The organism is Robiginitalea myxolifaciens, assembly GCF_900115205.1.
GTDB lineage: Bacteria > Bacteroidota > Bacteroidia > Flavobacteriales > Flavobacteriaceae > Robiginitalea > Robiginitalea myxolifaciens.
Genome location: NZ_FOYQ01000001.1, coordinates 1,435,050 through 1,460,719, shown reverse-complemented (window position 1 = coordinate 1,460,719; position 25,670 = coordinate 1,435,050). Strand labels below are relative to the sequence as shown.

26 protein-coding genes are annotated in these 25,670 nt (G+C 50.6%); 16 read left to right on the top strand and 10 right to left on the bottom strand.

Going from position 1 to position 25,670, the window contains the following annotated elements:
- The first annotated feature begins 3 nt into the window (after positions 1-3).
- From BM318_RS06425 to BM318_RS06415, 3 genes are read left to right on the top strand one after another with little or no spacing between them, the layout of a single operon-like run.
- Positions 4-1,002 carry a bestrophin family protein gene (locus BM318_RS06425; protein WP_092981604.1) on the top strand — a complete coding sequence of 333 codons (999 nt, stop codon included), beginning with the start codon at positions 4-6 and terminating at the stop codon, positions 1,000-1,002.
- A gap of 6 nt (positions 1,003-1,008) precedes the next feature.
- Complete coding sequence (locus BM318_RS06420) at positions 1,009-1,983, top strand: YheT family hydrolase (RefSeq protein ID WP_092981602.1); 975 nt, start codon at positions 1,009-1,011, stop codon at positions 1,981-1,983.
- A 40-nt stretch (positions 1,984-2,023) separates the two neighbouring features.
- Positions 2,024-2,506: a c-type cytochrome gene (locus BM318_RS06415; protein WP_092981600.1), complete on the top strand. Its 483-nt coding sequence runs from the start codon at positions 2,024-2,026 to the stop codon at positions 2,504-2,506.
- A 94-nt stretch (positions 2,507-2,600) separates the two neighbouring features.
- Here the strand turns inward: BM318_RS06415 and BM318_RS06410 are convergent, their stop codons facing one another.
- Entirely contained in the window at positions 2,601-3,611 is a 1,011-nt protein-coding gene (locus tag BM318_RS06410; RefSeq protein WP_317040345.1) for a phytanoyl-CoA dioxygenase family protein, read from the bottom strand.
- A 132-nt stretch (positions 3,612-3,743) separates the two neighbouring features.
- On the opposite strand from BM318_RS06410, the gene BM318_RS06405 reads away from it, so the two are divergent.
- The gene (locus BM318_RS06405) at positions 3,744-4,790 is read left to right on the top strand and encodes an NAD(P)H-dependent glycerol-3-phosphate dehydrogenase (protein WP_092981598.1); all 1,047 of its coding nucleotides are present in this window, start codon (positions 3,744-3,746) and stop codon (positions 4,788-4,790) included.
- Positions 4,791-4,817: 27 nt separating this feature from the next.
- On the opposite strand, the gene BM318_RS06400 is transcribed toward BM318_RS06405, so the two are convergent.
- The 3 genes from BM318_RS06400 to BM318_RS06390 all read right to left on the bottom strand — a co-directional run bounded on the left by BM318_RS06400 (position 4,818) and on the right by BM318_RS06390 (position 7,317).
- Entirely contained in the window at positions 4,818-6,494 is a 1,677-nt protein-coding gene (locus BM318_RS06400; protein ID WP_092981597.1) for a glycerol-3-phosphate dehydrogenase/oxidase, read from the bottom strand.
- A 132-nt stretch (positions 6,495-6,626) separates the two neighbouring features.
- Entirely contained in the window at positions 6,627-6,950 is a 324-nt protein-coding gene (locus tag BM318_RS06395) for an antibiotic biosynthesis monooxygenase family protein (RefSeq protein ID WP_092981596.1), read from the bottom strand.
- Between the two features lie 10 nt (positions 6,951-6,960).
- The gene (locus BM318_RS06390; protein ID WP_092981594.1) at positions 6,961-7,317 is read right to left on the bottom strand and encodes a hypothetical protein; all 357 of its coding nucleotides are present in this window, start codon (positions 7,315-7,317) and stop codon (positions 6,961-6,963) included.
- Between the two features lie 56 nt (positions 7,318-7,373).
- Here BM318_RS06390 and BM318_RS06385 point away from each other — a divergent pair, with 56 nt between their 5' ends.
- The 6 genes from BM318_RS06385 to BM318_RS06360 all read left to right on the top strand — a co-directional run bounded on the left by BM318_RS06385 (position 7,374) and on the right by BM318_RS06360 (position 12,018).
- Positions 7,374-7,892: a CvpA family protein gene (locus BM318_RS06385; RefSeq protein ID WP_092981593.1), complete on the top strand. Its 519-nt coding sequence runs from the start codon at positions 7,374-7,376 to the stop codon at positions 7,890-7,892.
- A 204-nt stretch (positions 7,893-8,096) separates the two neighbouring features.
- Complete coding sequence (locus BM318_RS06380) at positions 8,097-8,576, top strand: CAP domain-containing protein (RefSeq protein WP_092981591.1); 480 nt, start codon at positions 8,097-8,099, stop codon at positions 8,574-8,576.
- Positions 8,577-8,643: 67 nt separating this feature from the next.
- On the top strand, positions 8,644-9,180 hold the full coding sequence (locus BM318_RS06375) for a 3-hydroxyanthranilate 3,4-dioxygenase (protein WP_092982101.1): 537 nt from the start codon (positions 8,644-8,646) through the stop codon (positions 9,178-9,180).
- 54 nt (positions 9,181-9,234) lie between these two features.
- The gene (locus tag BM318_RS06370; RefSeq protein WP_092981590.1) at positions 9,235-9,597 is read left to right on the top strand and encodes a DUF1304 domain-containing protein; all 363 of its coding nucleotides are present in this window, start codon (positions 9,235-9,237) and stop codon (positions 9,595-9,597) included.
- A 55-nt stretch (positions 9,598-9,652) separates the two neighbouring features.
- A complete protein-coding gene (gene amaB / locus BM318_RS06365; protein WP_092981589.1) occupies positions 9,653-11,203 on the top strand; it encodes an L-piperidine-6-carboxylate dehydrogenase in 1,551 nt (516 codons plus the stop codon).
- A 284-nt stretch (positions 11,204-11,487) separates the two neighbouring features.
- Positions 11,488-12,018 carry a hypothetical protein gene (locus BM318_RS06360; RefSeq protein ID WP_092981588.1) on the top strand — a complete coding sequence of 177 codons (531 nt, stop codon included), beginning with the start codon at positions 11,488-11,490 and terminating at the stop codon, positions 12,016-12,018.
- 18 nt (positions 12,019-12,036) lie between these two features.
- On the opposite strand, the gene BM318_RS06355 is transcribed toward BM318_RS06360, so the two are convergent.
- Genes BM318_RS06355 through BM318_RS06345 form a run of 3 tightly spaced genes read right to left on the bottom strand, consistent with a single transcriptional unit; the run spans position 12,037 to position 15,011 of the window.
- A complete protein-coding gene (locus tag BM318_RS06355) occupies positions 12,037-12,768 on the bottom strand; it encodes a metallophosphoesterase (protein WP_092981586.1) in 732 nt (243 codons plus the stop codon).
- Positions 12,765-13,847, bottom strand: a complete 1,083-nt coding sequence (locus BM318_RS06350) for a TFIIB-type zinc ribbon-containing protein (protein ID WP_092981585.1) — start codon at positions 13,845-13,847, stop codon at positions 12,765-12,767. The genes BM318_RS06355 and BM318_RS06350 overlap by 4 nt, the downstream gene beginning before the upstream one ends.
- Before the next feature lie 36 nt (positions 13,848-13,883).
- The gene (locus BM318_RS06345) at positions 13,884-15,011 is read right to left on the bottom strand and encodes an SPFH domain-containing protein (protein ID WP_092981584.1); all 1,128 of its coding nucleotides are present in this window, start codon (positions 15,009-15,011) and stop codon (positions 13,884-13,886) included.
- Between the two features lie 194 nt (positions 15,012-15,205).
- Here BM318_RS06345 and BM318_RS06340 point away from each other — a divergent pair, with 194 nt between their 5' ends.
- Together BM318_RS06340 and BM318_RS06335 are read left to right on the top strand one after the other, a co-directional pair.
- On the top strand, positions 15,206-16,156 hold the full coding sequence (locus BM318_RS06340) for a carbohydrate kinase family protein (RefSeq protein ID WP_092981582.1): 951 nt from the start codon (positions 15,206-15,208) through the stop codon (positions 16,154-16,156).
- Between the two features lie 19 nt (positions 16,157-16,175).
- Positions 16,176-18,122: an alpha-amylase family protein gene (locus BM318_RS06335; RefSeq protein ID WP_092981580.1), complete on the top strand. Its 1,947-nt coding sequence runs from the start codon at positions 16,176-16,178 to the stop codon at positions 18,120-18,122.
- On the opposite strand, the gene BM318_RS06330 is transcribed toward BM318_RS06335, so the two are convergent.
- From BM318_RS06330 to BM318_RS06320, 3 genes are read right to left on the bottom strand one after another with little or no spacing between them, the layout of a single operon-like run.
- The gene (locus BM318_RS06330) at positions 18,119-19,255 is read right to left on the bottom strand and encodes an ATP-binding protein (protein WP_092981578.1); all 1,137 of its coding nucleotides are present in this window, start codon (positions 19,253-19,255) and stop codon (positions 18,119-18,121) included. The two genes, BM318_RS06335 and BM318_RS06330, sit on opposite strands and share 4 nt — an antisense overlap.
- Positions 19,252-19,995: an SDR family NAD(P)-dependent oxidoreductase gene (locus tag BM318_RS06325; protein WP_092981576.1), complete on the bottom strand. Its 744-nt coding sequence runs from the start codon at positions 19,993-19,995 to the stop codon at positions 19,252-19,254. Before BM318_RS06325 ends, BM318_RS06330 begins: the two co-directional genes overlap by 4 nt.
- Before the next feature lie 53 nt (positions 19,996-20,048).
- Complete coding sequence (locus tag BM318_RS06320; protein WP_092981574.1) at positions 20,049-20,924, bottom strand: aldo/keto reductase; 876 nt, start codon at positions 20,922-20,924, stop codon at positions 20,049-20,051.
- A gap of 158 nt (positions 20,925-21,082) precedes the next feature.
- On the opposite strand from BM318_RS06320, the gene BM318_RS06315 reads away from it, so the two are divergent.
- The 4 genes from BM318_RS06315 (at position 21,083) to BM318_RS06300 (ending at position 25,669) form a co-directional block, all read left to right on the top strand.
- A complete protein-coding gene (locus tag BM318_RS06315) occupies positions 21,083-22,084 on the top strand; it encodes an AAA family ATPase (protein ID WP_092981572.1) in 1,002 nt (333 codons plus the stop codon).
- A 62-nt stretch (positions 22,085-22,146) separates the two neighbouring features.
- On the top strand, positions 22,147-23,013 hold the full coding sequence (locus BM318_RS06310; protein WP_092981570.1) for a DUF58 domain-containing protein: 867 nt from the start codon (positions 22,147-22,149) through the stop codon (positions 23,011-23,013).
- Between the two features lie 29 nt (positions 23,014-23,042).
- Positions 23,043-24,671 carry a BatD family protein gene (locus BM318_RS06305; RefSeq protein WP_245759758.1) on the top strand — a complete coding sequence of 543 codons (1,629 nt, stop codon included), beginning with the start codon at positions 23,043-23,045 and terminating at the stop codon, positions 24,669-24,671.
- On the top strand, positions 24,671-25,669 hold the full coding sequence (locus tag BM318_RS06300) for a vWA domain-containing protein (RefSeq protein WP_092982099.1): 999 nt from the start codon (positions 24,671-24,673) through the stop codon (positions 25,667-25,669). Before BM318_RS06305 ends, BM318_RS06300 begins: the two co-directional genes overlap by 1 nt.
- The last annotated feature ends 1 nt before the right edge of the window (position 25,670 follow it).

The window sequence follows — 25,670 nt, the reverse complement described above, 5'->3', positions numbered from 1 at the left end:
GCCATGTACATTAAGAGAAATATAAGTTTTGGGATCATCCTGCGTTACGCATGGAAGAATGTAATCTTCTTTGTTTTCTGGGCAGGGCTTGCCTTCTTCCTGTTCCAGGAACTCGGATGGGATTTTCTGCGCATACCCTTTCAACCTTTGAGCGTAATCGGTATTGCGGTAGCCTTCTATATCGGATTTAAAAACAGTCAGAGTTACGACAGGTTTTGGGAGGGGCGTAAAATTTGGGGAGGTATTGTTAACTACAGCCGTACCTGGACCATTCAAGTGCTGGGCCTGGTCCAGGATAAAGGCGAACACCAACAGCTGGTTTATCGCCATCTCGCATGGATCAATGCCCTGCGGGTTCAGCTAAGGCAACCCACCTCCTTTACCATTCGGGAGAACAGGGCCGTTGAAGCCCTATTCAAACGACACGGGGAACGCAACCCGGTATGCGACGTGACGACCTCTTTTTTGCAGCCAGACGAAATTGCTGATTTGGAAGAACGGAAAAATGTAGCCACCCACCTCGTTAAAAAACAGGCCCTCGAAATCGATCGGCTCCTGAAGGAGGATAAGATCACTGAATTCGACAAGCAGTTGATGCACGGTGTACTGGAGGAACTCTACAACCTGCAGGGAAAATGCGAGCGTATTAAAAATACCCCTTTCCCCAGGCAGTATGCTTATTTCAGTACCGTTTTCTGTTGGATTTTCGTGCTGCTGATTCCCTTTGGGCTCCTGGATGTTTTCCATGGGCAGGTCCTTTCCCTGACCGAAGAAGCCCAACTGATATACCGCTGGTTGCTGGTGCCATTCTCCGTGCTGATCTCATGGATTTTTGTGACCATGGAGAAGGTTGGTTCCAATAGTGAAGACCCTTTCGAGGGAAGAATCAACGATGTCCCTATGACCGCACTATGCCGAACCATAGAAATCGATTTGCGCGACATGCTGGACGAGGAAGCGTTGCCTGCTAAGGTCGGGCCTAAGGATGGTATCCTATACTAGCGTTTTATGCCGCTGATTCCCGCTGATTATCGTCCAGGCTGGCCCATGAACAATGGGCATATTTCGACCATATATTCCGCCATTGTCCGGAAGGTCAGGGTTTCGGGTTTTCAGCGCGAACGCCTGGAACTGGAAGACGGTGATTTCCTGGATTTAGACTGGACGCATTCCGGGGAACCCTCCGAGCGTGTCGTTATCCTGTTACACGGGCTGGAAGGGAATGCGCAGCGACCCTATATGCTGGGCAGTATCCGGCTGTTATCCCAGAATGGGTTTAGTTGCTGTGCGGTAAACTTACGCGGGTGCAGCGGAAGCCCCAATCGCAAATACGCTTCCTATCATTCCGGGGCAACCCAGGATCTCGATGCGGTAGTACGCCATGTGTCGAAACGTCCCAATGTGAGCGAAATTTACCTCCTTGGTTTTAGCCTTGGGGGAAACCTGTTGTTAAAATATCTCGGAGAGGCCTGGGATTCGAATAAAAAAATCCATGCTGCCAGTGCTATCTCCGTTCCCTGCGACCTACACGATTCCCTGCATCAACTCAACCAGCCCGAAAACATCCTCTACGCGCGCAGATTCCTCAAGAGTCTGAAAGCAAAATTATGGGAAAAGCGTGCGCAGTTCCCGGAAAGGCTCAGCCGGCAATCTATTGAGCAAATTAAAACCCTGCGGGACTTTGACGAAGTTTATACCAGTCAGGCCCATGGATTTATGGACGCTGGTGATTATTATACCCGGTCTAGCTCCCTTCCTTTCCTTTCCGCCCTGACTACTCCAAGTCTGCTGCTCAATGCCCGGAACGATAGTTTCCTCGGGCCCTATTGCTACCCGGAAGCACTTGCCCGATCGCACGATTACCTGTACCTGGAATGTCCTGATTTTGGGGGTCATGTAGGATTCGTTCAGGGCAAAGGCACCTACTACAATGAGCTCAGAACCCTGGAATTTTTTAAGTCCCAAATCCCGGCAGGTAAATAAGCCTGTATTTCTTATCTTAGGGGTCTAAACATTCCTGACAATGAAAAGAATTTGGATACTATGTGCGGCCCTTACGCTGGCTGTAGGTTGTGGTGAAAAAAAGGAGGAAAAATCTGAAGACGGTTTTGAGATGAGCCGGACTAAAGAGGAAAAGACCGAAACTAAAGCCTCAGAAGGTGTTGCTGTGGATATGGACAACAAAGGGATTGGCCCTATCAAAGACCTCACTTTTCCCGATGAGATCGATGCGGCACTCGCCGCTGAGGGAGAGGCCAAATTCAACGCTATTTGTACAGCTTGCCACCAGATAGAGCAGCGGATGATCGGACCTGCCATGAAGGGTATTTACGAGCGACGCAGCCCGGAATGGGTAATGAATATGATCCTGAATCCTGACGGGATGCTCAAGGAAGACCCAATTGCCATTGCGCTTTACGAAGAATACAACGGCATGGTAATGCTCAACCAAAACCTCACCGAGGATGAGGCGCGAGCCTTGGCGGAGTACCTCAGAACGCTATAGGAAATCCAATAAATTTATTTTTAAAACGACCTTCGGCTAACTGCGGGAGGTCGTTTTAGTTTTTATCCCTTAAACAGGTTGTTGGAAAGAAAAGCTACGCCCAGGGGGTAAGCCCCAATAGCTTCTCTCCAAGGGAAGTAAGCTCAGCCGTGGTATATCTGTCCTGCTCCCAGTTGCGTGGATCTCCTGGAAAGGCATAGCCTTCCGGGGCAATTCGGTGCTTCCAACTGTGTATGCGCCAATTGAGGATTTCTTCATTCTCAGGTTCGGCCGGCATCATGGAAATATATTGCGCCAGGCGTACTTTGTCCCTGGATTGGTTGGGGCGTATCCCATGAGCCAGCAGACTATTGAAAATCAATAAATCCCCGGCCTCCAGAGGCACTTTCACCAATTTATCCTCCAACCCGGTGATATCGGGTTGAAAGCGATCCCGGTCTTCCGGCTGACTCTTTTTCCAGGAGTCGTAATTGCGATAAAGCCAGGGGATACACTGGAATCCACCCATAGCCGGATCGGTCTGGTCTGCAAGAGCCAGTACTCCCTGAACATTTTGGGGGCGCGTTTCCGGATCGTAATCCCAATGGATAAATCCTTTCTGAACATGGCCAGGTCGGTTAGGGACGTTGAGGTTTGCCCTATCGATGGTTACCCATAATTTCTCGGTACCCCAGATATCTGCAAAGGCCTGGTGGATTTTCGGGCTTTGGCGATTCTCCCAAAGCAACTGGTGGTTATAGACTTCCACCATGCCCGTGCCGGCCAATTCCTTCATTTGCATTTCGGCCCGGGGAGGCGCATACCAGGTAGCCGGGTCGGCCGGATCTTTCTCTTCGAATTCCCAGAGAAAGTCAGCGGTTCGCCGGGCCTGTTCCCGGGATATCGCACTCTTAATGACAATATAACCTTCGCGTTGCCAGAAATCCCAATCCTCCTCCGACAGTATCCTTAATTCCTCCCCATTACTGCGATCGTTCAGTTTTTTCTTGCTGCTCTTCGCTGTGGAAGGGTTTCCCGGGATATCCTTATGAGCCGTGTTGCCGGGAACCGGAGCCATGGATGCTCCCTTGTCTTTCCCGGAGTTTGTCAATTCACCAGAAGTCATAACCGAAGTAGTTGGTTCACTCCCCTCAAGATACAGTTTTTGCGGCAACCTTTGAATTCCGGGCAAAGGCAATTGACTACCTTTGGGACTACTGTTTATTGCGGAACAAGTTCAATAATCGCCTGGATCACGATGAAGAAAAATAAAAAGGACAGCAAAGAACAATCCAAAAAAAAGGAGGTGAATTACCCGAATATCGCGGTGCTGGGCGGAGGAAGCTGGGCGACCGCCCTGGTGAAAATCCTGAGTGAAAATTTGGATTCCCTTCATTGGTACATGCGCAGCGAATCGGCTGCCGATCATATCAGACGCTACGGGAACAATCCCAATTACATCAGTGCTGCGGAATTGGATCCCGGGAAGCTTCAGCTTACTAACGATATCAATAGTGCCGTTGCTGCTTGCGATTGGCTTATTCTGGCCATCCCGTCGGCATTTTTAGTTCAGGAACTCGAAAAGCTTCAAATTCCCCTCAAGGATAAGGTCCTCTTTTCTGCCGTAAAAGGAATCGTGCCGGAAAGTGGCCAGATTGTGGGAGAGCATCTTCACGAACATTTTGACATTCCTTATGAAAATATCGGGGTTATCGCCGGTCCCTGCCATGCCGAAGAGGTAGCCCTGGAACGCCTCTCTTATCTTACCCTGGCCTGTGCCGATACTGATAAGGCAGAAATAATGAGCGATTGCCTGCAATGCGACTACATCAATACGGCCGTCTCTAAAGACATCATCGGAACAGAATACGCCGCAATGCTCAAGAATATCTACGCCCTTGCTGCAGGGATTGCTCATGGCCTGGGATATGGAGATAACTACCAGGCGGTGTTAATGAGTAACGCCATCCGCGAGATGAAGCGCTATGTAAAAAGGCGTTATAACATCGACAGGAACATCAACCACTCGGCCTACCTGGGCGATCTGCTGGTAACCGGATACTCTACTTTTAGCCGGAACCGGATGTTTGGCAATATGATCGGGAAGGGATACACCGTTAAAAGCGCGATGATGGAAATGAATATGGTCGCAGAAGGGTATTATGCGACCCGAAGCGCTTATGAGATAAAAAAGAGCTTTACCAAGAAAGTAAAAACCCCGATAATCGATGCCGTCTACGGTATTCTGTACGAGAAAAAGAATCCCCGAAAGGAATTTGCTCAACTCTCCGAAAAAATGGTCTGAAATAGACCTGGCTCCTGCAAGTCCGGATTAGACCCGGAATTCCTCCAGGTCAAAGGCACTGTGGTGGTGTAGTTCCCTGTCCATTTCCTGGATCCAGCTGTCTACCTCGCTCTTCTTAGCCCCCAGTATTTTCCCGCATAACTTAGCCGCTGCTTCCTTGTGCGCGCGCATGCTTTCAATATTGAAATACAATCGGCCGGTGCGGCGAATAAAAAAGTCCATGGGATTTTGCACCTGTTCATAGGCAATGCCGAATTCGAGTTCGGCACGCACGAGATTCCAGGAGGCATCCCCGTCCGAATACCCTTCAAAAGCATCCAGGATACTATCGGTCTGAATGCCATAGGTAGTCACCAGACGTCGGGCCTCCAGGGGAGGTATCCCGGCCGGCTCCAGGCGTTCGGCCACCTGATCTATGTATTTCTTAACGGCCTTAAAATTTTTAAAATCGTTCCCGCAAATAGCAATCTGGTCGGTTTTGGATGGTTGGAGCGCTTTTCCACCGGCATCTTCCATACGGCGGGAGACCCGGTTTACTGCTCGCTCAGCCATTTTGCGATAGCCGGTCAGTTTCCCCCCGGCAATACTTACCAGCCCGGAATGCGAAACGAAAATTTCGTCTTTACGGGATAGTTCAGATGCCGATTTTCCCTCTTCGTGGATCAGTGGCCTGAGCCCTGCCCAGGACGATTGTATGTCCTCAAGGCCCAATTCTATATCCGGGAACATATTGTTTACCGCCGAGATCAGATAGATGGCATCGGCAAGGTCGGTACGCACCTCATTCTTGTCCCCATCGTAATTGGTATCTGTAGTCCCGACATAGGTAATCCCTCCTCGCGGAATGGCAAAGATCATCCGGCCATCCGGAACATCGAAGTAAACCGACTGCTCCACCGGCAATTTTTCATGAGGAAAAACCAGGTGTACGCCTTTGGTTAAGTGGAGGCGTTTGCCCCGCCGGCTCTTATCCACACCCCGCAATTCATCTACCCAGGGACCGGCGGCGTTTATGATATTTTTGGCCTTGCAGTCTACCACAGTGTCCGACAAGAGGTCTTTAGCGCTCAGGCCATTGACCTGCCCGTCTTTATCATAGGAAAAAGACTCTACGCGCATGTAGTTCAGGGCCGTTACCCCATATTGCAGGCTTGTTTTCAGGAGCTCAATCGTGAGGCGTGCGTCGTCCGTACGGTATTCCGCATAGAATCCGGCTCCCTTGAGTCGTTTTTTGGGAAGCAAAGGCTCTTTTTTAAGGGCCTCTTTCTTTTCCAGCATCCGGCGTTTGTCATCGCCCTCGACCTGTGCCAGGATATCGTAAACTTTCAGGCCTATGGAGGTTAGCCATTTCCCATAGGACCCCCCTTCGATAAGGGGTAGCAGCATTTTCTCGGGAATCACCAGGTGGGGTGCCAGCTTATGAACGATAGCGCGTTCTGAGCCAACTTCCTTGACCAACCAAAAATCGAATTGCTTCAGGTACCGCAACCCGCCGTGGATGAGTTTGGTGGATTTACTACTGGTGCCAGAGGCAAAATCCCCCTTTTCCAGCAAGAGTGTTTTCAAGCCCCTGGAACTGGCGTCGAGGGCTATTCCGGCTCCGGTAATCCCCCCGCCGATAACGATGAGATCATAGGTCTCTGCACCCAGGTTAGTAAGTTGGTTTTGGCGGTCTGTTCCGCTAAAGGCAATAGGCTTTTTCATAGTCATTTTTAGCTCCCTAAAGTTACAACATATACCAGGACCATTCAAGTCCCGCTACGGATAGTCAGGGATTTGGATCTGAGATTTGGGATTTGGAATCTGTAACCTCGGATTTGGAATTTGGGATTTTTATTAGTCCGATTCGGGGCCATTGAAGCCATACTCCCGTTCCACGCGGCAAATGCGCAGGGTGAAATGTTCATACCAGCGTTCCCGGCCGAGTCGTTGTGCCTGAAGGTGGTCTTCTTGCTGTTTCCAGTTGGAAATGGCCTGGAGGGAATCCCAATAGCTGATCGTAATCCCGATGTCTTCCCGGGCGTGATCAACACCGAGATACCCGGGTTGACGGGCGGCAAGTTCCATCATTTGTTCCGCCATTTGTCCATAGCCTTCCGGATCGGCTTGCGTTCGTTTGCTGGTAAAGATTACGGCGTAGTAAGGTGCTCCGTTATTCATTGTTCCTCCGTTATTCGATGTAACTATTCGCCAGGAAATAATTTACGATTGCCTCTTTCATCAAAACCGATTGCTCTCCGGCTTTCAGAGCAGGCAACGGTTCCAATAAGCGATAATGGGGCCATCCATCGGGATCAAAATATTCAAAGGCATAATAGCCGTAGGGCTCTAACAAACGGCAGATGGCAATGTGCATGAGGTTCACTTTCTCGTCCTTTTTAAACGTTCTGCCCAGCTGTCCCAATTCCTGTACGCCCACGAGGTAGATTACCGCGTCCAGGTCCAGGGTATCCCCATCGGCAAATTGTTCGGAAAGCTTTGAAAGCAACTGGTCCCAGCGCTTCTTCAGGTCAAGGTCACGCGACATAGCTTACGGAGCTAATTCCCCCCAAAGGTACAAAGCGATGTTCTATATTTGCGAGTATGGGACTATTGGATATTATATTGGGTGCGTTGCTCGCATTGGGCTTGTACAAGGGTTTAAAGAACGGCCTCTTTCTGGAGCTAGCTTCGATCATAGCCCTGATCGCCGGAATTTATGGAGCCATCCACTTTTCCTATATCACGGCAGACTACTTGAGCGAACGCGTGAACTGGGAGCTTCGAACCCTGAAAATTGCCGCTTTTATCATTACCTTTTTATGTATTGTCGGGGTGGTGCACCTGTTGGGCAAAGCGCTTACCAAGGTTGCGGATTTCGCATTCGTGGGATGGTTGAATAAGTTGGCCGGTGGCGTTTTTGGTGTCCTGAAGGCTGCCGTAATCCTCGGTGCAATATTGATCTTTTTTGATCGGGCGAACAGCTCCCTCAATGTGGTTAAATCGGATTACATCGCTAATTCCGTTCTTTATGCTCCGCTTATGGAAACCGGGGCTTTCGTTTTCGACTGGGTACTGGAGCCGGATCGGCGAAAACCGGCAGACTTTTCCGCTGAAGATTAGCCCGTTACCCCCTTGCTTTTATTCGATAGAATTGTGCTTTTTAACGAATAAGCCTATCCGGAGACATCCCCTTGTTCTCTTTATGCGTATTATTACAGACCCTGCTCGCCGCAAGCTGGAGAGTGGGTAGAAATTCGAGAACACGGATTTCCAGAAGATCCCCCAATCTTCGCCATTACGCCTACCTGCGAGAAAGAACACTATATGAAACGGAGAATGCTTTTGGCCTTCTCGGTATGCTTTGCGCTGGTAGTTGCTTCCTGTAGTAAGGAAACGGTATCCGTAACAGAAGTTCCGCAAGCCGAGAATCGCGTTGCCCTCGAGGGCGAACTACTTAGTCTTGTCAATAACTTTCGGACCACTTCCGGAATGGAGCCGCTCACCTTTAGTGCGGTGGCCTATCAGTATGCCAATACGCATACGGATTATATGATCGCTTCCGGAAATCTAAGTCACGATAACTTCACTTCCAGAGCCTCTCAGATCAGTCAACAGACCAATGCTAAGGCTGTGGCGGAAAATGTGGCCAAAGATTATCCCTCGGCGGAGATGGCCCTCCAGGGCTGGATTGACAGTCCGAGCCACCGCTCCACCATGGAAGGTAATTTCTCCCATACGGCTATAAGTGTAAAGGAGGCCCCGGACGGCACCCTCTACTACACCCAGATATTCTTCCTGGAGTAGAGCAGCCCGCAATTTCATACCTTTAGGCCACAGCGCTTAATCAGCGCAGATGACCAAAAGGAAACCTATGGCTGTATCCCCCCCTTTCAACCTCAATGCCTGGATCGAAGAGAACCGCGACCTGTTAAAACCCCCTGTCGGGAATAAAAACCTGTACAAAGAATCCGGGGATTACATCGTAATGATTGTGGCTGGTCCGAATGCCAGAAAGGATTATCACTACAACGAAACTGAAGAACTTTTCTATCAGCTGGAAGGCGAAATAGAAGTCCACATCCAGGACGAAGGAGAAAAACGCACTTTCCACCTGGGACCCGGCGATATGTATTTACACCCGGCCGGCATACCGCATTCTCCGGTGCGCCACAAGGGTTCCCTGGGTCTGGTGGTAGAACGAAAACGCAATGAGTCAGATGCCCGGGATGGGCTGCTTTGGTTTTGCGACAATTGCAATCAAAAACTCTACGAGGCCTACTTTACCCTGGAAGATATCGAACGGGATTTCCTGCAACATTTCAAACACTTTTACGGCTCCGAAGACTTGCGCACCTGTTCCAATTGTGGGACCGTCATGGAGGTGGATGAGCGCTTTACGGGAGATTGATTCCCAAAGTTTAACCTTGTGGCCACCTAATTGCTTTAACGAAAATTCGTAGTTATGGAATACGTCATTATCGGACTTACCGCGTTGATCGCCTTACAACACCTGTACTTTCTGTGGCTTGAAATGTTTGCCTGGACCACGCGGGGACCCAAAGTGTTCCGGAGTTTTCCCAAAGAATTATTTCCGCCAACCAAGACCCTAGCAGCAAATCAGGGCCTTTATAACGGCTTCCTGGCGGCTGGACTCATCTGGTCCTTATTTATCGCGGATGCCGACTGGTCTAGGAACGTGGGGCTATTCTTTGCCGGTTGTGTTGCCGTCGCAGGCATATACGGCGGCCTTACCGCAAGCCGAAAAATATTCTGGATTCAGGGAATTCCTGCAGCTGCCTTATTTGGCTTGCTTTTGAGCCAGTAAGATTTCGTAATTTTGTGCGAAATCTAACAATAGAACCCCAAAAAGTTATAAATACATGGATGTCGCAACGGATTTTGGAATCGATAACGCCCTGAAACAGCTGGGTATCAATGCTGCCAATGCCGGCACATCCACGGGAGTGGACAATTTCGGCTCCGGCCCGGAAATAATATCTTCTTCCCCGGTCGATGGGGCAGCTATTGCACGAGTCAATACCACAACCCGTGCCGATTACGACAAAGTAGTAGCCACGGCAGTTTCGGCCTTTGAACAATGGCGTATGATGCCAGCCCCAAAGCGCGGTGAAATTGTCCGGCAATTCGGCGAAAAACTACGCGAACTCAAGGAGCCCCTCGGGAAACTGGTTTCCTACGAAATGGGGAAATCGTACCAGGAAGGGCTGGGAGAAGTCCAGGAGATGATCGATATCTGTGACTTTGCTGTGGGGCTTTCCCGGCAATTGCACGGACTGACCATGCATTCCGAACGCCCCGGACACCGGATGTATGAACAGTACCACCCCCTGGGTATCGTCGGTATAATTTCAGCTTTCAATTTTCCGGTTGCCGTCTGGGCCTGGAATACTGCCCTGGCCTGGGTGTGCGGTGATGTATGTATCTGGAAACCCTCCGAGAAAACCCCCCTTTGTGGTATTGCCTGCCAGCGAATTGCGGCAGAAGTATTTGCCGAGAACGGCTTGCCGGAAGGAATTTCCTGTCTGATAACCGGAGACGCTCAAGTGGGTCAGTGGATGACCTCCGACACCCGCCTACCCCTGATCTCTGCAACCGGGTCTATCCGGATGGGTAAACTAGTGGCTCAGGCTGTTGGGGCACGTTTGGGGAAATCGCTCCTGGAGTTAGGAGGAAACAACGCCATTATCGTCAGTCCCGAAGCCGACCTGAAAATGACCGTTATCGGAGCTGTCTTCGGTGCGGTGGGAACCTGTGGCCAACGCTGTACCTCCACACGAAGGCTCATCGTTCACGAATCCCGTTACGATGAAGTAAAGCAGGCTTTAACCGATGCTTACGCACAACTTAAAATCGGGAATCCCCTGGACGAGAACAACCATGTTGGGCCGCTGATCGATACCGATGCCGTAGCCCAATACGAAAGTGCTTTAGAAAAAGTTGAAGCCGAAGGGGGAAACATCCTGGTTCCGGGAGGTGTGCTCCAAGGTTCGGGTTATGAAAGCGGATGCTACGTAAAACCTGCGATTGCCGAAGCAGAAAACCATTTTGACATTGTTCAGGAGGAAACCTTTGCCCCCATCCTCTATCTGTTGAAATACAGCGGGGATGTTCGGGAAGCCATCGCCCTTCAGAACGGTGTACGTCAGGGGCTTTCATCAGCCATCATGACCCGCGATTTGCGAGAGGCAGAAGCCTTCCTCTCCGCAGCAGGTAGCGATTGTGGTATCGCCAACGTCAATATAGGTACTTCCGGGGCGGAAATCGGTGGTGCCTTTGGTGGGGAAAAAGAAACCGGCGGGGGTCGCGAATCTGGTTCTGACGCCTGGAAAGTCTATATGAGACGCCAAACCAATACGATAAACTACTCCACTGAATTACCGTTGGCTCAAGGGATCAAATTCGATCTGTAATACCTTCTTAACAGCCGGTACAAGGGGTTAGAAACGTGGAAAACCTGCCTTCACCGCTTAGCAAGGTGATTGGCAGGTTTCCAGCTAACCAAACTAATCCAAAACATCCCACTGTGGACCGGAATGTGGGAATAGCTTAAAATTAAGTTGCACCTGCGAAGTCTGCCTATGACTTTGTATAGTCTGCAGCAAAATCTGTATTACTGGTTTTGTGCGTCAAAAACGGGGCTTAGTCCAGCTCGTATTTTTTTAATACATTGTATTTCAAACACTAAACCGTTGATATGGATTTCGCGAACACAAGTATATGGTACTGGGTTATCCTATTGCTGGTAGGGCTAATCTGTGGCATTATTGGTTATTTCTGGGGAAAGGGCAGTGGCAATGCAAAAGACCTCAGCGCCCGCCTGACCAGTATGGAAGTAGACCACAATCGCCTTCAGGCCGAGCTTGAGGCCTGCAGGGAAAAACTATCGGCTTCGGCGTCCCTGGCAGCCGCCGTTGCCCCAGCTATCGCCTTCAACGCTGCTAGCGCAAAGGCAGCCTTTGGCAAGCGTATTAAAGAGGATGATTTAAAACTGGTGGAAGGGATCGGCCCCAAAATCGAAAGCCTCTTCCACAACTACGATATCAAAACCTGGAAATCACTTTCAGAAGTCAGCGTGGCTAAATGTCAGGAAGTCCTCGATTCCGGGGGCGACCGCTATAAAATCCACGACCCTTCCTCCTGGCCCATGCAAGCCCGTATGGCCTATGAAGGCAAATGGAAGGAGTTGAAGAAGTGGCAGGACCAGCACGATCACGGGAAACTGTAATTCACTCCGCGGGGTTCGTTAGCCCGGGTTGCGTCCTTGTTCTTCCGGGTAAAGTTCGTAAACCGGATCGCTCTGAACTACGGCTTTACTATCCACATCGATAATAGAAAGCGGCCCTTTAAAGGCAGCCCCGGTATCTACATTCCAAACATTTCCGGCTTGCAGCGGAAGGGTTTTCCCCAGGCGGGTAACCGGGGTATGACCAATGTAGATTTCCCGGTAACATCGCAGCCGTGCCGGGTATTTTTTATCGGCAGGATCCAGGGCAGGATTGAGCGATAATGCCATTTCCCAAAGGGTCCGGTCCCAATAAAAATTAACCGTAAAGTACTCATAATCGATCCCCTTGGGATGGGTAAATCCCGCATGCAGATAAAGTCTGTTTTGCGCATCGAGGTAGTAGTCTGCCAGGGACTCCAGAAAATGAATATGCTTTCCCCGGGTTTCCTGTCCGACTCCCCGATAGGATTGTTGGGTTGCCGCTCCTCCCGAAGCGAGCCAGAGCGGATTGTCTTTTTTGTCCCGCAGCCAATCCAGGGTCAGGGCGTCGTGATTCCCCCTGAGAAACGTACAGTTATACTTCTGGGAGAATGCCATGAGAAACTCAATCGTTTCCACAGCCGTACTCCAGCCGTCTACGTAGTCTCCTAGAAAAATGAAGTGGTCCGCAGTATTGGCCTGTAGCCGTTCCAGGACCTGCTCCAGCCCGCGCAATCCCGCGTGAATATCGCCTACTACAAAGGTTTTCATTTCAGGACAAAAATCAATAGCGCAAAAATCAAGAGGGCGCCCACTACAGTCAGGAATATTTTCCAAAAACTGTAGGGTCGGCTGCCGTGGACCTTCCCGGTTTGTCCATTGACATAAAAACTATACTCCTTGCCCTTGTAGCGATAGCTACTGATATATATCGGTAATAGGATGTGCTTAAAGGTCTCCTGATCCAGGCCAATGTCCATGTCGAGTATCCGCTGGGTATCGCCCCCGATATCACGTCGGATCCAGGTTCGGGCAATCTCTTTGGCCTTCTTAAAGGACTGATGGTGCCCATCCTTCAAGGACAGGGTGTATTTTTCGGTTACAAATCCGGAGAGGTAATCCGAGTGGAAGGGTTTGAGCGCTTTCAGGTCCCAGAAAAACAAGCCCTGTGGCAGCTGCTTGCCCCTGCCGGAAGCCGCAAGGATCAGGATGTCGTCGACAAAGCCGGACACCTTTCCGGAAGCCGGGGTCCACCGGGTTTTGCGTACTTGTTGGGTCCGGACCCCATCTTTGGTGCGAACGCGTTTGGTCTCGTAATAGTAGTCTCCGCGTTGCCCCCGGTACGAAGCCTCCATCTGGGCATCAAAGGTCCAGAAGGGCAAGTATAATCCATGCATCCCTTCGGGATCCAGGGCAGCCCGTTTTACCGCACCCGGCGCAAACCAAAGCCCCTGCACCCATTTGCGAAAAAGGCGCCTGGCCTGCTCGGTGGTGAGTTGAAAAGGAACCAGAGCCCCCGGGCGGATCCAGAGCTCTTTATCGCTGTCCTCCCTGATCAAGGGTTCGCCACAGTAAACGCAACTCAGGGATTTGAAGTTCTCCTGCACATTCTGATTGGCTCCGCAGTTTTTACAGTGGAGAATTTCTACTGTTTCCGTAAAACGGTGCTCCCCGGTAGTCTCCAAATAATGGCGCAATTCCAGCTCCTCAAAACTGTTTTTGGCCGCGTTGATGAACGCTTCATAGCCGCAATACGCACACTGGATATGATCGGAACCGGGCGCATAGGTTAACTCTGCACCACAGCTCTCGCAGGATTTCTTTACTTCCGATTGTAGGATCTCGTCCATTAAGTGAATTACCTAAAGGGCCGTCGTCGTTCAGGATCAGGCTCCGGGAAGGGGTGGCGGAGTATTTCCTCCCAGGAAAGATTTTAATTCGTCCACCTCGCTTAGCGCTGTCCAGGCAGCCATGCCCTGTTTCCAGATAAGCGTGTCCCGGTTGATACTTCGGGCTGCAAACAACTCTCCCAGGCGCTCAAAACTAACCGGTCCCTGTTGTTTCCCTTCCAGGGCATAGAAATAGGCCAATTGGGGTATTGGTGGTGGAGCCGCCTGCTGGGCTGCTGCACCAGTCGCAGCAACAGGTGCCGGACTAACCAGACCCCCCATTTGTTGTGCGAGGACAAAGCCCATACCCATCCCCATACCTGCGCCAGCCGTGCCGCCTTCATTCTTGGCGGCGGCTTCCATGGCCTTCGCAGCCTTGAACTGTGCCAGTTTACCCATGTCGAGCTTATCGAGCCGGCTGTATTCGAAGATTTCCTTCTTGAGTTCTTCCGGCATGGAAACATTCTCGATGTAGAATTTCTCCAGGTCTATTCCGATCCGCTCAAATTCAGGATGCATAACCTCCTGGCAGGTTTCCGAAAGTTCACTGGTGTTTGCTGCGTACAGTTCGAGCGGCAAATTGGCCTCCCCGACGGTATCGGTAAAGCGGGTTACGATGAGGCTTTTCAGGTGTTCATTGACCTCGTAATTGGTGAAATTGCTATCTGTTCCCACGACATTGATTACAAAATTTCCGGGATCTGAAATCCGGAAACTGTAGGTTCCAAAGGCGCGGATTTCTGTGAGTCCAAAACGGTCATCGCTGAGCATTACAGGGTTTTTAGTCCCCCATTTCTCATCGGTAAACAATCGGGTATTCACAAAGTAAACTTCTGCCTTGAACGGGCTGTTGAATCCGTATTTCCAGCCCTTTAATGTGGTCAGGATAGGTAGATTCTTGGTCGTCAGTTCATAGGTTCCCGGCCCGAAGACATCGGCCAGTTGCCCTTCATTCACAAAAACCGCCTGCTGCCCTTCGCGAACCACGAGCTTAGCCCCGTTTTTAATCTCGTTCTGGTAGCGTTCAAAACGATGCACAATCGTATCCTGTGAATCGTCGAGCCATTCGACAATATCGATGAATTCATGACTCAGCTTTTTTTTAATCTCGTCAAAAAGTCCCATGATGCTAGGTGTTAATGGTAAGGTTTTCCTTCTGGATGCTCCAGTAGTTTTTTCTGCTCGTTTTTAAGTGCCCATGAATTTACGTCCTTTGCCCAACAGATAAAAGGCGAATTATATAATTCGGGGAAATTTTAGGGCAAACCCTTAAACTTAAGTACATTTCGGGATCGAAACCGCTCGAAGCGCTACAAAAAATGAAGAAAGTATATTGTATCGGGGAATTGCTGATAGACTTTGTTGCAGAGAATCAGGGCAGTGACCTCTCGCGGGCAAATACCTTTACCAAAAAGGCGGGAGGTGCTCCGGCAAATGTGGCCTGTGCTATTGCACGCCTTGGAGGCAACAGCGCTTTTATCGGCTGTGTTGGGGATGATCCCTTCGGCGTTTTCCTCTCCCGGGTATTAGAAGAAAACCGGGTAGATATCCGGCAAATGCAGCAGAGTAAAACCTTTACCACACTGGCCTTTGTCTCCATTGCAGAAGATGGCGAGCGGGACTTCGTATTTAGTAGGGGCGCAGACCGGGAACTCACTTATAATTCCAAAATCCGGACCGGATTCAAATCGCATATGGTACATCTTGGAGCAGCCACTGCCCTTCTGGGAGGCCCCCTAGAAGCGGCTTACGGGCACTATTTCTTCGACGCACTAACCGAACGCTCCTTTATTTCCTTTGATCCCAACTTCCGCCAGGACCTCTGGAGAGACAACGAGAAAGAGTTCATTAAAAAATGCACCCCCTTTATTGAAAAATCCGACCTCTGCAAGTTTAGCCTGGAAGAAGCCCTTTTACTGAGCGGGGCACACAATCTGGAGGAGGCCTGCCGGTCCTTACACGAAATGGGCACAGCAACTATTGTAGTTACCCTTGGGGGCGAAGGCACCTATTTGAGTTCCGGAGGTCAAACCGCCACTATCCCCAGTATTGCTGTCAATCCGGTAGATACAACAGGTGCCGGTGATGCCTTTATCGGTTGTCTTTTGTACCAGATAAGTACCTTGGAGAACGCCCATGAGGCGGCTAGTGATTTTGACGCTTTTGCTGAGATGGTGAAACGCGCCAATGCTGCCGGAGCCCTGACCACTACTAAATTCGGAGCCATTGAAGCCCTGCCTCACCAGGAGCAGCTTACGGCCGTAATCTAAAACCTCCCTGAAGTAATCTATGAATCAAAGCGCGATACATCGCTTTCTGGCCGAGAATGGGAAAAAGGGCAAGCGAAAACCAACTGCCCGGGACTATTTCGAATCTCGCCTGGCTGCCAATCTCAGCTTAATGCAGTCGCTCTTCCTGCAACTTTATCCCGGACAGGAAGAACGCTTCAAAGATTTAATACAGCTCCTCGAAGCCTCCTTTAAAAACCGGGGTCCGCAGCTGCGTGAAGTCGATTCCAAAAGGGTTTTGGAAGATGATTGGTACCAGCAACAACACTGGGTAGGGATGCAACTCTATGTGGATCGTTTTTGTGGCGACCTGGCTACTTTGGAACGCAAAATCCCATACTTCCAATCCCTGGGAATCAACTTTCTCCATTTAATGCCCCTTACTAAACGCCCTGCAGGAGAAAACGATGGGGGTTATGCCGTGAGCAGCTATACCGAGATCGATCCAAAATTTGGTTCAGACGAGGACTTGCAGCGACTCACGGCGCGATTTCGTGAAAAAGGAATCATACTCATGCTGGATTTTGTGGTAAATCACACTTCTGATGAGTTCCCTTGGGCGCTCAAAGCAAAGGCTGGGGAAACCGAATTCAGGGAATATTATTATACCTATCCAAACCGCCACATCCCGGACCAGTTCGAGGAATCCTTACCCGAGGTCTTCCCCGCAACCTCCCCGGGAAACTTTACCTGGATCCCCGAAATGGAACGCTGGGTAATGACAGTATTCAATAGCTACCAATGGGATCTGAACTACACCAACCCCAGGGTATTTTTGGCCATGTTCGAAAATTTGGCTGCCCTGGTAAACCTTGGGGTAGACATTGTTCGTTTTGATGCGCTTGCGTTTTTATGGAAGCGCATTGGCACAGACTCCCAAAACCTTCCCGAAGCGCATACGTTGATATCGCTTTTCCGCCTTTGCCTCCAGGTGGTGGCTCCGGGGGCCATTTTACTGGCTGAAGCCATAGTGGCACCAAAAGAAATTGTCCGCTATTTTGGTGAAGGTTCCCGTGAAGGCAATGAATGTGAAATCGCATATCACGCAACCTTTATGGCCTGCCTGTGGAATTCTATTGCCACAAAAAAATCCACCTTACTCCGGCACAGCCTGGAACATATGCCGGAGAAACCCAGGGAAGGTACCTGGATCAATTACGTGCGCTGCCACGACGATATTGGCCTTGGGTTTGATGATTCCCATATCGCGGCTCTGGGGTGGAATCCAGACAGCCATCGCAAATTCCTGCTGGACTATTTTTGCCAGCGCCTGGACTGGTCACCGGCTAAAGGGGCCATATTCATGTACAATCCCGAAACGGGAGATGGCCGGATAACCGGCTCCGCCGCATCGCTTTTAGGGCTTGAAAAAGCGCTGGAAGATGGCGATGCAGGCTCCGTTGCCCGAGCCATTGACGCTATAAAACTGCTGTATGGAATCGTCCTTGCCGCACCGGGGATTCCCCTGGTTTATGCCGGGGATGAAATAGGCATGCTCAATGATTACAGCTATTTGAAGAACCCAGACCAGGCCGATGACAGCCGCTGGTTGAATCGTCCCTTCCACGATTGGGATAAAGTGGCTGCACTCGATCAGGAACAATTACCCTCAACCCGGATTTTCAACATCTTACGGGACATGATTGCGCTTCGGAAATCCCTTGCTGTTTTTGCTGACACCTCGAACACCCGAATTCATAATTCCGGGAATAACCACCTGTTTATTCTGGAACGCATCGGAGCACCAGGCGTCTTGTGTATTGCGAATTTTGACCGCACCCGTCAGGTTGTGAACGCGGGTTGGCTGGAGCGCATCGGATACCTCAAAGCCGGCAAATACCGGGATCTTCTCGCGGGTAGTAGCGGAGCGGTTCGCAGCGGACTTTTGGAAATGGAACCCCTGGGATTGCTGTGGTTGGAGCAAATGGAAGCTACAGGGGAAGACTAATTATACCTCACTTTTCGTAAAATCCTCAGGGCCTCTTTCAGGGAAGTATAGGCTGCAGGGTCGTTGTCCTTTAAGGGTTGGCGGGCCTGCTGCATGAGGGTCGCGGCTTTTTCAAAACCATTGAGATAGCAAATAAGTAAGGTGGCCGGCATCTGGCGCAGGTCGTTCTTTTCCCTCGGCAACAAAGGCCGTTGTTTCTCCATCTTACCCAGCAAAGCCTTGTGGGCATTGATCAGGTGCAGTAAGGTTTTCTTGTCGTACTGCGGAGGCTCAAAGATCAGTTCGCTTCGGATCTGATAGGTTCCGTTATCCGAAAACTCAATCGCTACCCGTTCCAGCGGATAGTATCGCTTCTCGCTTTCCAGACCCATATAGACGTACTCGGTGATTTCGAAAGTCGATTCCCCTGAGAGGATACTCACCTCGTCCAGGGCGGAATAAAAGAGCTTAACCTGTTCGTTGATCAGTTCGATGTCGACGCGCGAAAAATACTCCTCTGTCCCAACTTTCTTTCGGTTCCCCGCCCAGCATACCACGAACTGTTCCTTAAAAACCTTATAAAAACTAGGCAGGTCGCTATGTCGGTGATTGATGAAATCGATAACTCCGTCCAGGGTAAGCTCAATATTGTTTCGGGCATTGTTTTCAATTTCCGATACCAGCGCTGCATTTGTATCGCGTAGCTCCCCGATATCTTCAGCCGGCTTGCTGATACTCCCGGCCCGGATAAAAGACATCCCCGAGCGGTACTTCCAAATTCCCTTTTTCAGGGAACAGCGCTTCCCGGACGAAAGAATGCTGACCAGGCCAACAACTTTTCCTTCCGGAAGATGGGGAAAGAGCACATTCTCGTACGTAATCCGGGGTGGATTTTCCAGGTAGGCGTTTACCAGGTTCTGAATCTTACTGTCGTCGAAGAAGTCTACCCCGGGAATGGAATTGTCGTCGTCTTCTACACCAATGACGATATAGGAAAGGTTGTTTGGATTACTGTTGGCCAAGGCGCAGACGTGTTTCAGAAATTTCGCCTTCCCCTGCTTCTGGCCTATATCGATGATCCGTTTTTTGTCGTAAAAACTGTTCTCATCATTGTGGGCCAGCAGGTTTTTGATCAACAGCCGCTTATTGATCATGTCTTGCGGATGATGGTGCTACTGGCCTGGGCGGTTGGCATGACAACCAGGTCGGCGATGTTAACGTGGGCCGGGCGGCTTATGGCGAAAGCGATGACCTCGGCGATATCCTCAGGGGTCAGGGGTTGATACCCTTGATAGACCCCGGAAGCCCTTTGGGAATCTCCTTTAAAACGCACCTCGCTGAATTCTGTTTCCACCAGACCCGGATTGATTGCTCCTACCCGGATACCGGTTTCGTTGAGATCCATACGCAGGCCCTGGTTTATCGCATCTACGGCGTGCTTGCTGGCGCAATACACATTCCCTTTGGGATAGACCTCCTTGCCGGCGGTAGAACCGATATTGAGGATTTGGGCGTTCTCCTGTTGCTGCAGTATGGGCAGGAGTGCCCGGGTTACATAGAGCAGTCCTTTGACATTTATATCCATCATGGCATCCCAGTCGTCCGGGTTACCTTCCTGAATGGGATCAAGACCGTGGGCATTACCGGCGTTATTGATCAGGACCTCAACTGCGCTAAATTCAGGGGGAAGGCTGGCAAAGGCCGCTTCTACTGCTGCCCGATCCCGTACATCAAACACCAAGGGGTGCACCTGCTTGGGAAAGGCAGCAACCAATTCTTCAAGGCGCTCTTCCCGACGGCCACACGCAACAATTTTCCACCCCAATCGGGCCATATGGAAAGCCGTTGCCCTTCCGATTCCACTACTTGCCCCGGTGATGCATATAATTCCCATTATGTAACGTATTATTCTTGTTTGGTATTCGTGAATGTCCTGTTTTTCAAGGCTTAAGGCACCTTGTGTCCCTGGGCGGCCACCAGCAGTGAAAACCACTCCTCACGTTCCAAGGTAATTTTTGCTGCCTCCAGTGCCATGGCAATACGATCTTCCCGGGTCGTCCCAACAACCGGTCGGATGCGCGCGGGATGACGCAGTAGCCAGGCGAGTAAAAGCTGATCGGCCGTGGCTTCATATTTAGCACACAACGGGTCGAGAACCTGCCGGATTCGCTCCGTGGTTTCGGATTCTTCCCTGAAATAACTTCCCAGCGGACTCCAGGCCATCGCCGTTCGCCCGTGGAGCAAACAATCGTCGAGGGTTCCGTCGTAAAGGGCGTCCCGTGCCGTCAGGGAACACTCGAATTGATGGGCCTCCAAAGGGCTCCCCGATTCGATTAAAGCAATCTGGGATGGCGTGAAATTTGAGACCCCGAAAGCCCTGACTTTTCCCGAGCTCCTGAGCTTGTCAAAGGCCGCAGCCACTTCCTCAGGATGCATCAGAGGGCTGGGGCGATGCAGCAACAAAAGATCCAGGTATTCGGTTTCCAGATTTTTCAGGGAGGCTTCCGCGGAAGCGATGATGTACGCTGTGTCGTACTGATAGTGCTTGATGATATTGGGTCGAGCCTCGCAGGCGTACTGGATCCCGCACTTACTGATCAGACTGAATCTGTCCCTGGCAACACCGCTCGCTGTTAGGGCTTTTCCAAAGTCGGCTTCCGTGGTATAGCCGCCATAGATATCCGCATGGTCAAAGACCGTAATGCCCATATCGAGACAGCTTTCGATAAGGTCTGCCATTACCTTTGTGGAATACCCTTTGCCCCACACTCCCCAGGTCATTGTTCCGGCGATAATATCAGCCGTTTTCCAATAGTCTTGCATAGGAAGTGAAAGTAGAAATAAAATCTCTTAAAACCATTATAAAACTGGGGGTTTTGCGGATTTTTTAACCAATCATTAACAGGGGGAACTGAAATAAATTTTCAATTTGCGAGGCACAACTAAACAGCTTATTGAAACACGATTACTAAACCAATTCTATGGAAGAAACCAAGACGGTAGACATCAGCGCCGTGAATGAGAAAATTCAAGAGAGCAGCGCTTTTATCGACCTGCTGGTACAGGAGATGGAGAAATCCATTGTCGGACAGCGCCATATGGTGGAACGACTACTGATCGGCCTGCTCGGGCGCGGTCACATTCTGTTGGAAGGAGTTCCGGGTCTGGCCAAGACCCTTGCGATCAATACCCTTTCCAAGGCAGTTAAGGGAAGCTTTTCCCGAATCCAGTTTACCCCGGACCTGTTACCCGCAGATGTCATCGGGACCATGATTTACAACATAAAGGAAAACGACTTCTCGATTAAGCGCGGACCGGTTTTCGCCAACTTCATCCTCGCCGATGAGATCAACCGGGCTCCCGCCAAAGTTCAATCGGCGCTTTTGGAGGCCATGCAGGAGCGGCAGGTAACCATTGGAGACACTACCTTCCCCCTCGACGACCCATTTCTGGTTATGGCCACCCAGAACCCGGTAGAGCAGGAAGGGACCTATCCGCTGCCTGAAGCCCAGGTAGACCGTTTCATGCTAAAAACCATCATCGACTACCCGCGTTTGAGCGAAGAGCAAATGATTATTCGCCAGAACCTGCAGGGTAAACCGGCAGAGATCCGCCCGGTGGTGAGTCTGAAGCAAATTCTTCAGGGGCAGCAAATGGTGCGCGAGGTCTACATGGATGAGAAAATTGAACGCTATATCCTGGATATTGTTTTCGCCACGCGTTACCCTGAAAAATACGGGTTGTCCGAATTGAAACCACTGATCAGTTTCGGAGCCTCGCCAAGGGGTAGTATCAACATGGCCAATGCCGCAAAGTGTTACGCCTTCATCAAACGCAGGGGTTATGTGATCCCCGAGGATGTCCGTGCCATTGTTCACGATGTGCTGCGCCACCGTATCGGATTAACCTATGAGGCGGAGGCTGAAAACGTAACCACGGAAGAGATCATCAACCGTATCGTAAACGAGATCGAAGTCCCGTAAATTTTAGGTTCGGCCAACCACAAGCCAACTAAAACTGCCAACGCGCTAAACCGGGATCAGACATGGATACCAAAGAACTTCTTAGAAAAGTCCGTAAGATCGAGATCAAGACGCGGCGTCTGTCCGATCATATCTTCGGAGGGGAATACCATTCCACCTTCAAGGGGCGGGGTATGACCTTTAGTGAAGTTCGGCAGTACCAGTATGGAGACGACGTACGGGCCATAGACTGGAACGTGACCGCGCGTTACAACGAACCCTTTGTAAAAGTTTTTGAGGAGGAACGGGAACTGACCCTTATGCTCATGGTCGACGTCAGTGGTTCGGAATACTTTGGAACCGTTGCGCAATTCAAGCAGGAGGTCCTGACCGAGATTTCGGCAACCCTCGCTTTTTCGGCCTTGCAAAACAACGATAAGGTTGGATTAATCCTCTTCTCCGACGAGGTGGAATTATTTATTCCGCCTAAAAAGGGAAAGAGCCACATGCTTCGCATAATTCGCGAATTGCTGGAATTTGAGCCCTCGAGCCGCAAGACAGACCTGGCCGGGGCCCTGAAATTCCTGTCCAATGTCCTGAAGAAAAAGTCAATTGTCTTTATCCTGTCGGATTTTATGGCCGAAGACTATGACCAAACCCTCAGTATAACCGGGAAGAAACACGATGTAACCGGGATCCGGGTTTACGATCCCAAAGAGCGGGAAATACCCAATCTGGGGTTAGTACGCATGTATGATAATGAAACGGGGCGCACCCGATTGGTCAATACCCAGTCGGCTCGTTTGCGGCGCCAGTATGCCGAGCAATTCCGGGAACGGGAAAATTACTTCCGGGAAAGCTTTACCCGGGCCGGGTCCGGAAGTCTGGATTGCCGGGTAGATGAGAGTTACGTTCGTAAACTTTTAGGGTATTTCAAACAACGCGGATAGTGAACTATAACATGGACATATGGTCATTGATGGCAAGGGAAAGGCAGCGCGTCTTCCTGCTTGCCCTCTGCCTGTTGTCCCTGAGTTTGGCTCGGGCTCAGGAAGGCCCGGTAATCCGGTCCGAGGTCGATACCACGAACATCCGGATCGGGGAACAGATTCGCTTTACGGTACGGGTCGAAGCCGATACTACCGCACAGGTCATCTTTCCTGAAGGGCAGACCTTTGCCCCACTGGAAACGGTGGAAGCTCTAAAAACAGATACGACCATCCGCGACGGGCGAATGGAATTGATCAAGACCTATGCCCTGACCCAATTCGATTCCGGAAACTACCTCTTACCCACCCAGCGAATCGAAGTAGATGGGGCTGGATTTTTCACCGACTCCCTTCGGATTGCTGTCGGTGATGTTGCAGTCGATACCACGGCTCAGAAACTCTACGACATTAAGGCTTCCCGGGAAGTGGAAGCCCCACCGATGCGCTTATGGCCCTGGTTACTGGGATTGGCCGTTCTCGCACTTATTGGCGGAGGCGTTTATTATTTTTTCTTTCGGGAAAAGCCGCTGACCGAGGAAGAACAGGAGGCCCTACTTCCTCCTTACGAACGGGCGATGCTGAATCTCAAAAAACTGGAAGAATCCCCCTATCTCATACAAGACGCCTTTAAACCCTATTACACCGAACTTACTGGTATTGTCCGTTCCTATCTGGAGGAGGAAATCGAAGTAGACGCCCTGGAAAGTACCACGGACCAATTAATTACGAAGTTGGAAATTATGCGGGATGCCGGAAAGTTAAATCTGGAGCCCGGGACCCTGATCCAGTTTCAGAAAATACTGCAGACTGCAGATTTGGTTAAGTTCGCGCGTTCCCGCCCGGAAATGAAACAGGCAGAAGCCGATCGGGAGGCCATACGCAACATTGTGGAGCGCACCCATGAAGCCATCCCTGAACCGACCGAAGAAGAACTACTCCAACAGGAAGCTTATCGGGAAGCCCTGGAGGCCGAAAAACGCAAAAAGCGCCTGCGCATTGCAGGTATAAGCCTGGCTGGTGTGCTGGTCCTTGGGTTTGTCGGCGCTGTCTCCCTCTACGGTTTCCAAACCGTGAAAGAATCCATTTTTGGCAGTCCGAGCAAGTCTTTGCTGGAAGGGGAATGGATTGCGAGTTCCTACGGCTACCCCCCTATTCTCTTGGAGACCCCTGAAGTCCTACTCCGCCAGGAGGTACCCGAAGAAAGGCTGATCAAAGCCGGAATCCAGGATATGGATGTCTTCATGTTCAGCGATCCTGGGGCAGGCGTTTCCATCTTTGCCAGATCAATGGCTTTTGCCGACAGGGAAAAAGAACCCGACTTTGCGCAAAACGTCGAGGAAGTGCTGACCCAGATGGAAGCCCAGGGAGCGAAGAACCTGATCACCAAGCAGGAGGAATATGAAACCAAATCCGGGGTTAAGGGGTTAAAGGTCTTTGGAAGCGGCCGTTTTACTCTGCCCGATTCAGATGAACAGCACGAAGGCGAGTACACCATTCTAATTTTCGGCGGCAAAGGCTTCATGCAGCAAATTATCCTGTCCTGGCGCACCGACAACACCTATAACGAAGCGACGATCGAGCGTATTCTCGAAAACCTGGATGTAAAACTTTCGGTATGATCGGAGAAAACATCGCCTTTGCGAATCCGGAGTTTTTCTGGTTGCTTCTACTACTTCCGGCAGCCATCCTTTGGTACATCTTCAAACGGGAGAAATTCAGCCCGACCTTGAAAATGCCCGGGTTGAGCGGTTTTGGAAAGTCGTCCTTACTCAGCAAACTGCAGGCGCTGCCTTTTGCCCTTCGTTTATTGGCGCTGGCAGCCGTCATTACCGGCATGGCCCGGCCACAAACCCTGGATGTCAGCACCCGTACGAAGACCACGCGGGGTATCGATATTGTTATGGCCATTGACGTGAGTACAAGTATGCTTGCCCGCGACCTGAAACCAAACCGCCTGGCGGCATTGAAAGGGGTAGCGACAGAATTTATTGGTAAACGGCCGAACGACCGTATCGGACTCGTGGTCTACGCCGGTGAGAGTTATACCAAAACTCCGATTACCACGGACAAGGCTATTGTGCTGCGTGCCCTAAAAGAAATCTCCTACGGTCAGCTCAACGATGGAACGGCTATTGGGATGGGGCTGGCTACTTCAGTAAACCGTCTCAAAGACAGCAAGGCCATCTCAAAAGTTATCATCCTGCTTACCGACGGAGTGAATAATACCGGCTTTATAGAACCAAAAACAGCCGCCGACCTCGCGTTGGAGTACGGAATAAAAACCTATACCATTGGGCTTGGGACCAATGGCAATGCTCCCTCGCCTGTTGGTTATAACGCCGACGGCAGTTTCCGCTTTGGCATGCGGCAGGTGGAAATCGACGAGGCCCTGCTGCAGGAGATTGCACAGGTTACCGGGGGTCAGTACTTCCGGGCAACCGACAACGACCAGCTCGAGGCGATATACGACGAGATCAATAAGCTGGAAAAAACAGAGATTGAAGAGATCAAGTATTCCCGTTACGAGGAAAAATACCGTTCCTGGATTTTCCTGGCAGGCGGGTTATTGCTGCTCGAACTCCTCCTGAAGTTTACACTTATGCGGAGTTTTATCTGAT

Bases quoted from the DNA above. Each gene is read 5' to 3' on its own strand.
- BM318_RS06425 (WP_092981604.1), top strand. From the start codon at position 4: ATGTACATTAAGAGAAATATAAGTTTTGGGATCATCCTGCGTTACGCA.
- BM318_RS06420 (WP_092981602.1), top strand. From the start codon at position 1,009: ATGCCGCTGATTCCCGCTGATTATCGTCCAGGCTGGCCCATGAACAAT.
- BM318_RS06415 (WP_092981600.1), top strand. From the start codon at position 2,024: ATGAAAAGAATTTGGATACTATGTGCGGCCCTTACGCTGGCTGTAGGT.
- BM318_RS06410 (WP_317040345.1), bottom strand. From the start codon at position 3,611: ATGACTTCTGGTGAATTGACAAACTCCGGGAAAGACAAGGGAGCATCC.
- BM318_RS06405 (WP_092981598.1), top strand. From the start codon at position 3,744: ATGAAGAAAAATAAAAAGGACAGCAAAGAACAATCCAAAAAAAAGGAG.
- BM318_RS06400 (WP_092981597.1), bottom strand. From the start codon at position 6,494: ATGAAAAAGCCTATTGCCTTTAGCGGAACAGACCGCCAAAACCAACTT.
- BM318_RS06395 (WP_092981596.1), bottom strand. From the start codon at position 6,950: ATGAATAACGGAGCACCTTACTACGCCGTAATCTTTACCAGCAAACGA.
- BM318_RS06390 (WP_092981594.1), bottom strand. From the start codon at position 7,317: ATGTCGCGTGACCTTGACCTGAAGAAGCGCTGGGACCAGTTGCTTTCA.
- BM318_RS06385 (WP_092981593.1), top strand. From the start codon at position 7,374: ATGGGACTATTGGATATTATATTGGGTGCGTTGCTCGCATTGGGCTTG.
- BM318_RS06380 (WP_092981591.1), top strand. From the start codon at position 8,097: ATGAAACGGAGAATGCTTTTGGCCTTCTCGGTATGCTTTGCGCTGGTA.
- BM318_RS06375 (WP_092982101.1), top strand. From the start codon at position 8,644: ATGGCTGTATCCCCCCCTTTCAACCTCAATGCCTGGATCGAAGAGAAC.
- BM318_RS06370 (WP_092981590.1), top strand. From the start codon at position 9,235: ATGGAATACGTCATTATCGGACTTACCGCGTTGATCGCCTTACAACAC.
- amaB (WP_092981589.1), top strand. From the start codon at position 9,653: ATGGATGTCGCAACGGATTTTGGAATCGATAACGCCCTGAAACAGCTG.
- BM318_RS06360 (WP_092981588.1), top strand. From the start codon at position 11,488: ATGGATTTCGCGAACACAAGTATATGGTACTGGGTTATCCTATTGCTG.
- BM318_RS06355 (WP_092981586.1), bottom strand. From the start codon at position 12,768: ATGAAAACCTTTGTAGTAGGCGATATTCACGCGGGATTGCGCGGGCTG.
- BM318_RS06350 (WP_092981585.1), bottom strand. From the start codon at position 13,847: ATGGACGAGATCCTACAATCGGAAGTAAAGAAATCCTGCGAGAGCTGT.
- BM318_RS06345 (WP_092981584.1), bottom strand. From the start codon at position 15,011: ATGGGACTTTTTGACGAGATTAAAAAAAAGCTGAGTCATGAATTCATC.
- BM318_RS06340 (WP_092981582.1), top strand. From the start codon at position 15,206: ATGAAGAAAGTATATTGTATCGGGGAATTGCTGATAGACTTTGTTGCA.
- BM318_RS06335 (WP_092981580.1), top strand. From the start codon at position 16,176: ATGAATCAAAGCGCGATACATCGCTTTCTGGCCGAGAATGGGAAAAAG.
- BM318_RS06330 (WP_092981578.1), bottom strand. From the start codon at position 19,255: ATGATCAATAAGCGGCTGTTGATCAAAAACCTGCTGGCCCACAATGAT.
- BM318_RS06325 (WP_092981576.1), bottom strand. From the start codon at position 19,995: ATGGGAATTATATGCATCACCGGGGCAAGTAGTGGAATCGGAAGGGCA.
- BM318_RS06320 (WP_092981574.1), bottom strand. From the start codon at position 20,924: ATGCAAGACTATTGGAAAACGGCTGATATTATCGCCGGAACAATGACC.
- BM318_RS06315 (WP_092981572.1), top strand. From the start codon at position 21,083: ATGGAAGAAACCAAGACGGTAGACATCAGCGCCGTGAATGAGAAAATT.
- BM318_RS06310 (WP_092981570.1), top strand. From the start codon at position 22,147: ATGGATACCAAAGAACTTCTTAGAAAAGTCCGTAAGATCGAGATCAAG.
- BM318_RS06305 (WP_245759758.1), top strand. From the start codon at position 23,043: ATGGCAAGGGAAAGGCAGCGCGTCTTCCTGCTTGCCCTCTGCCTGTTG.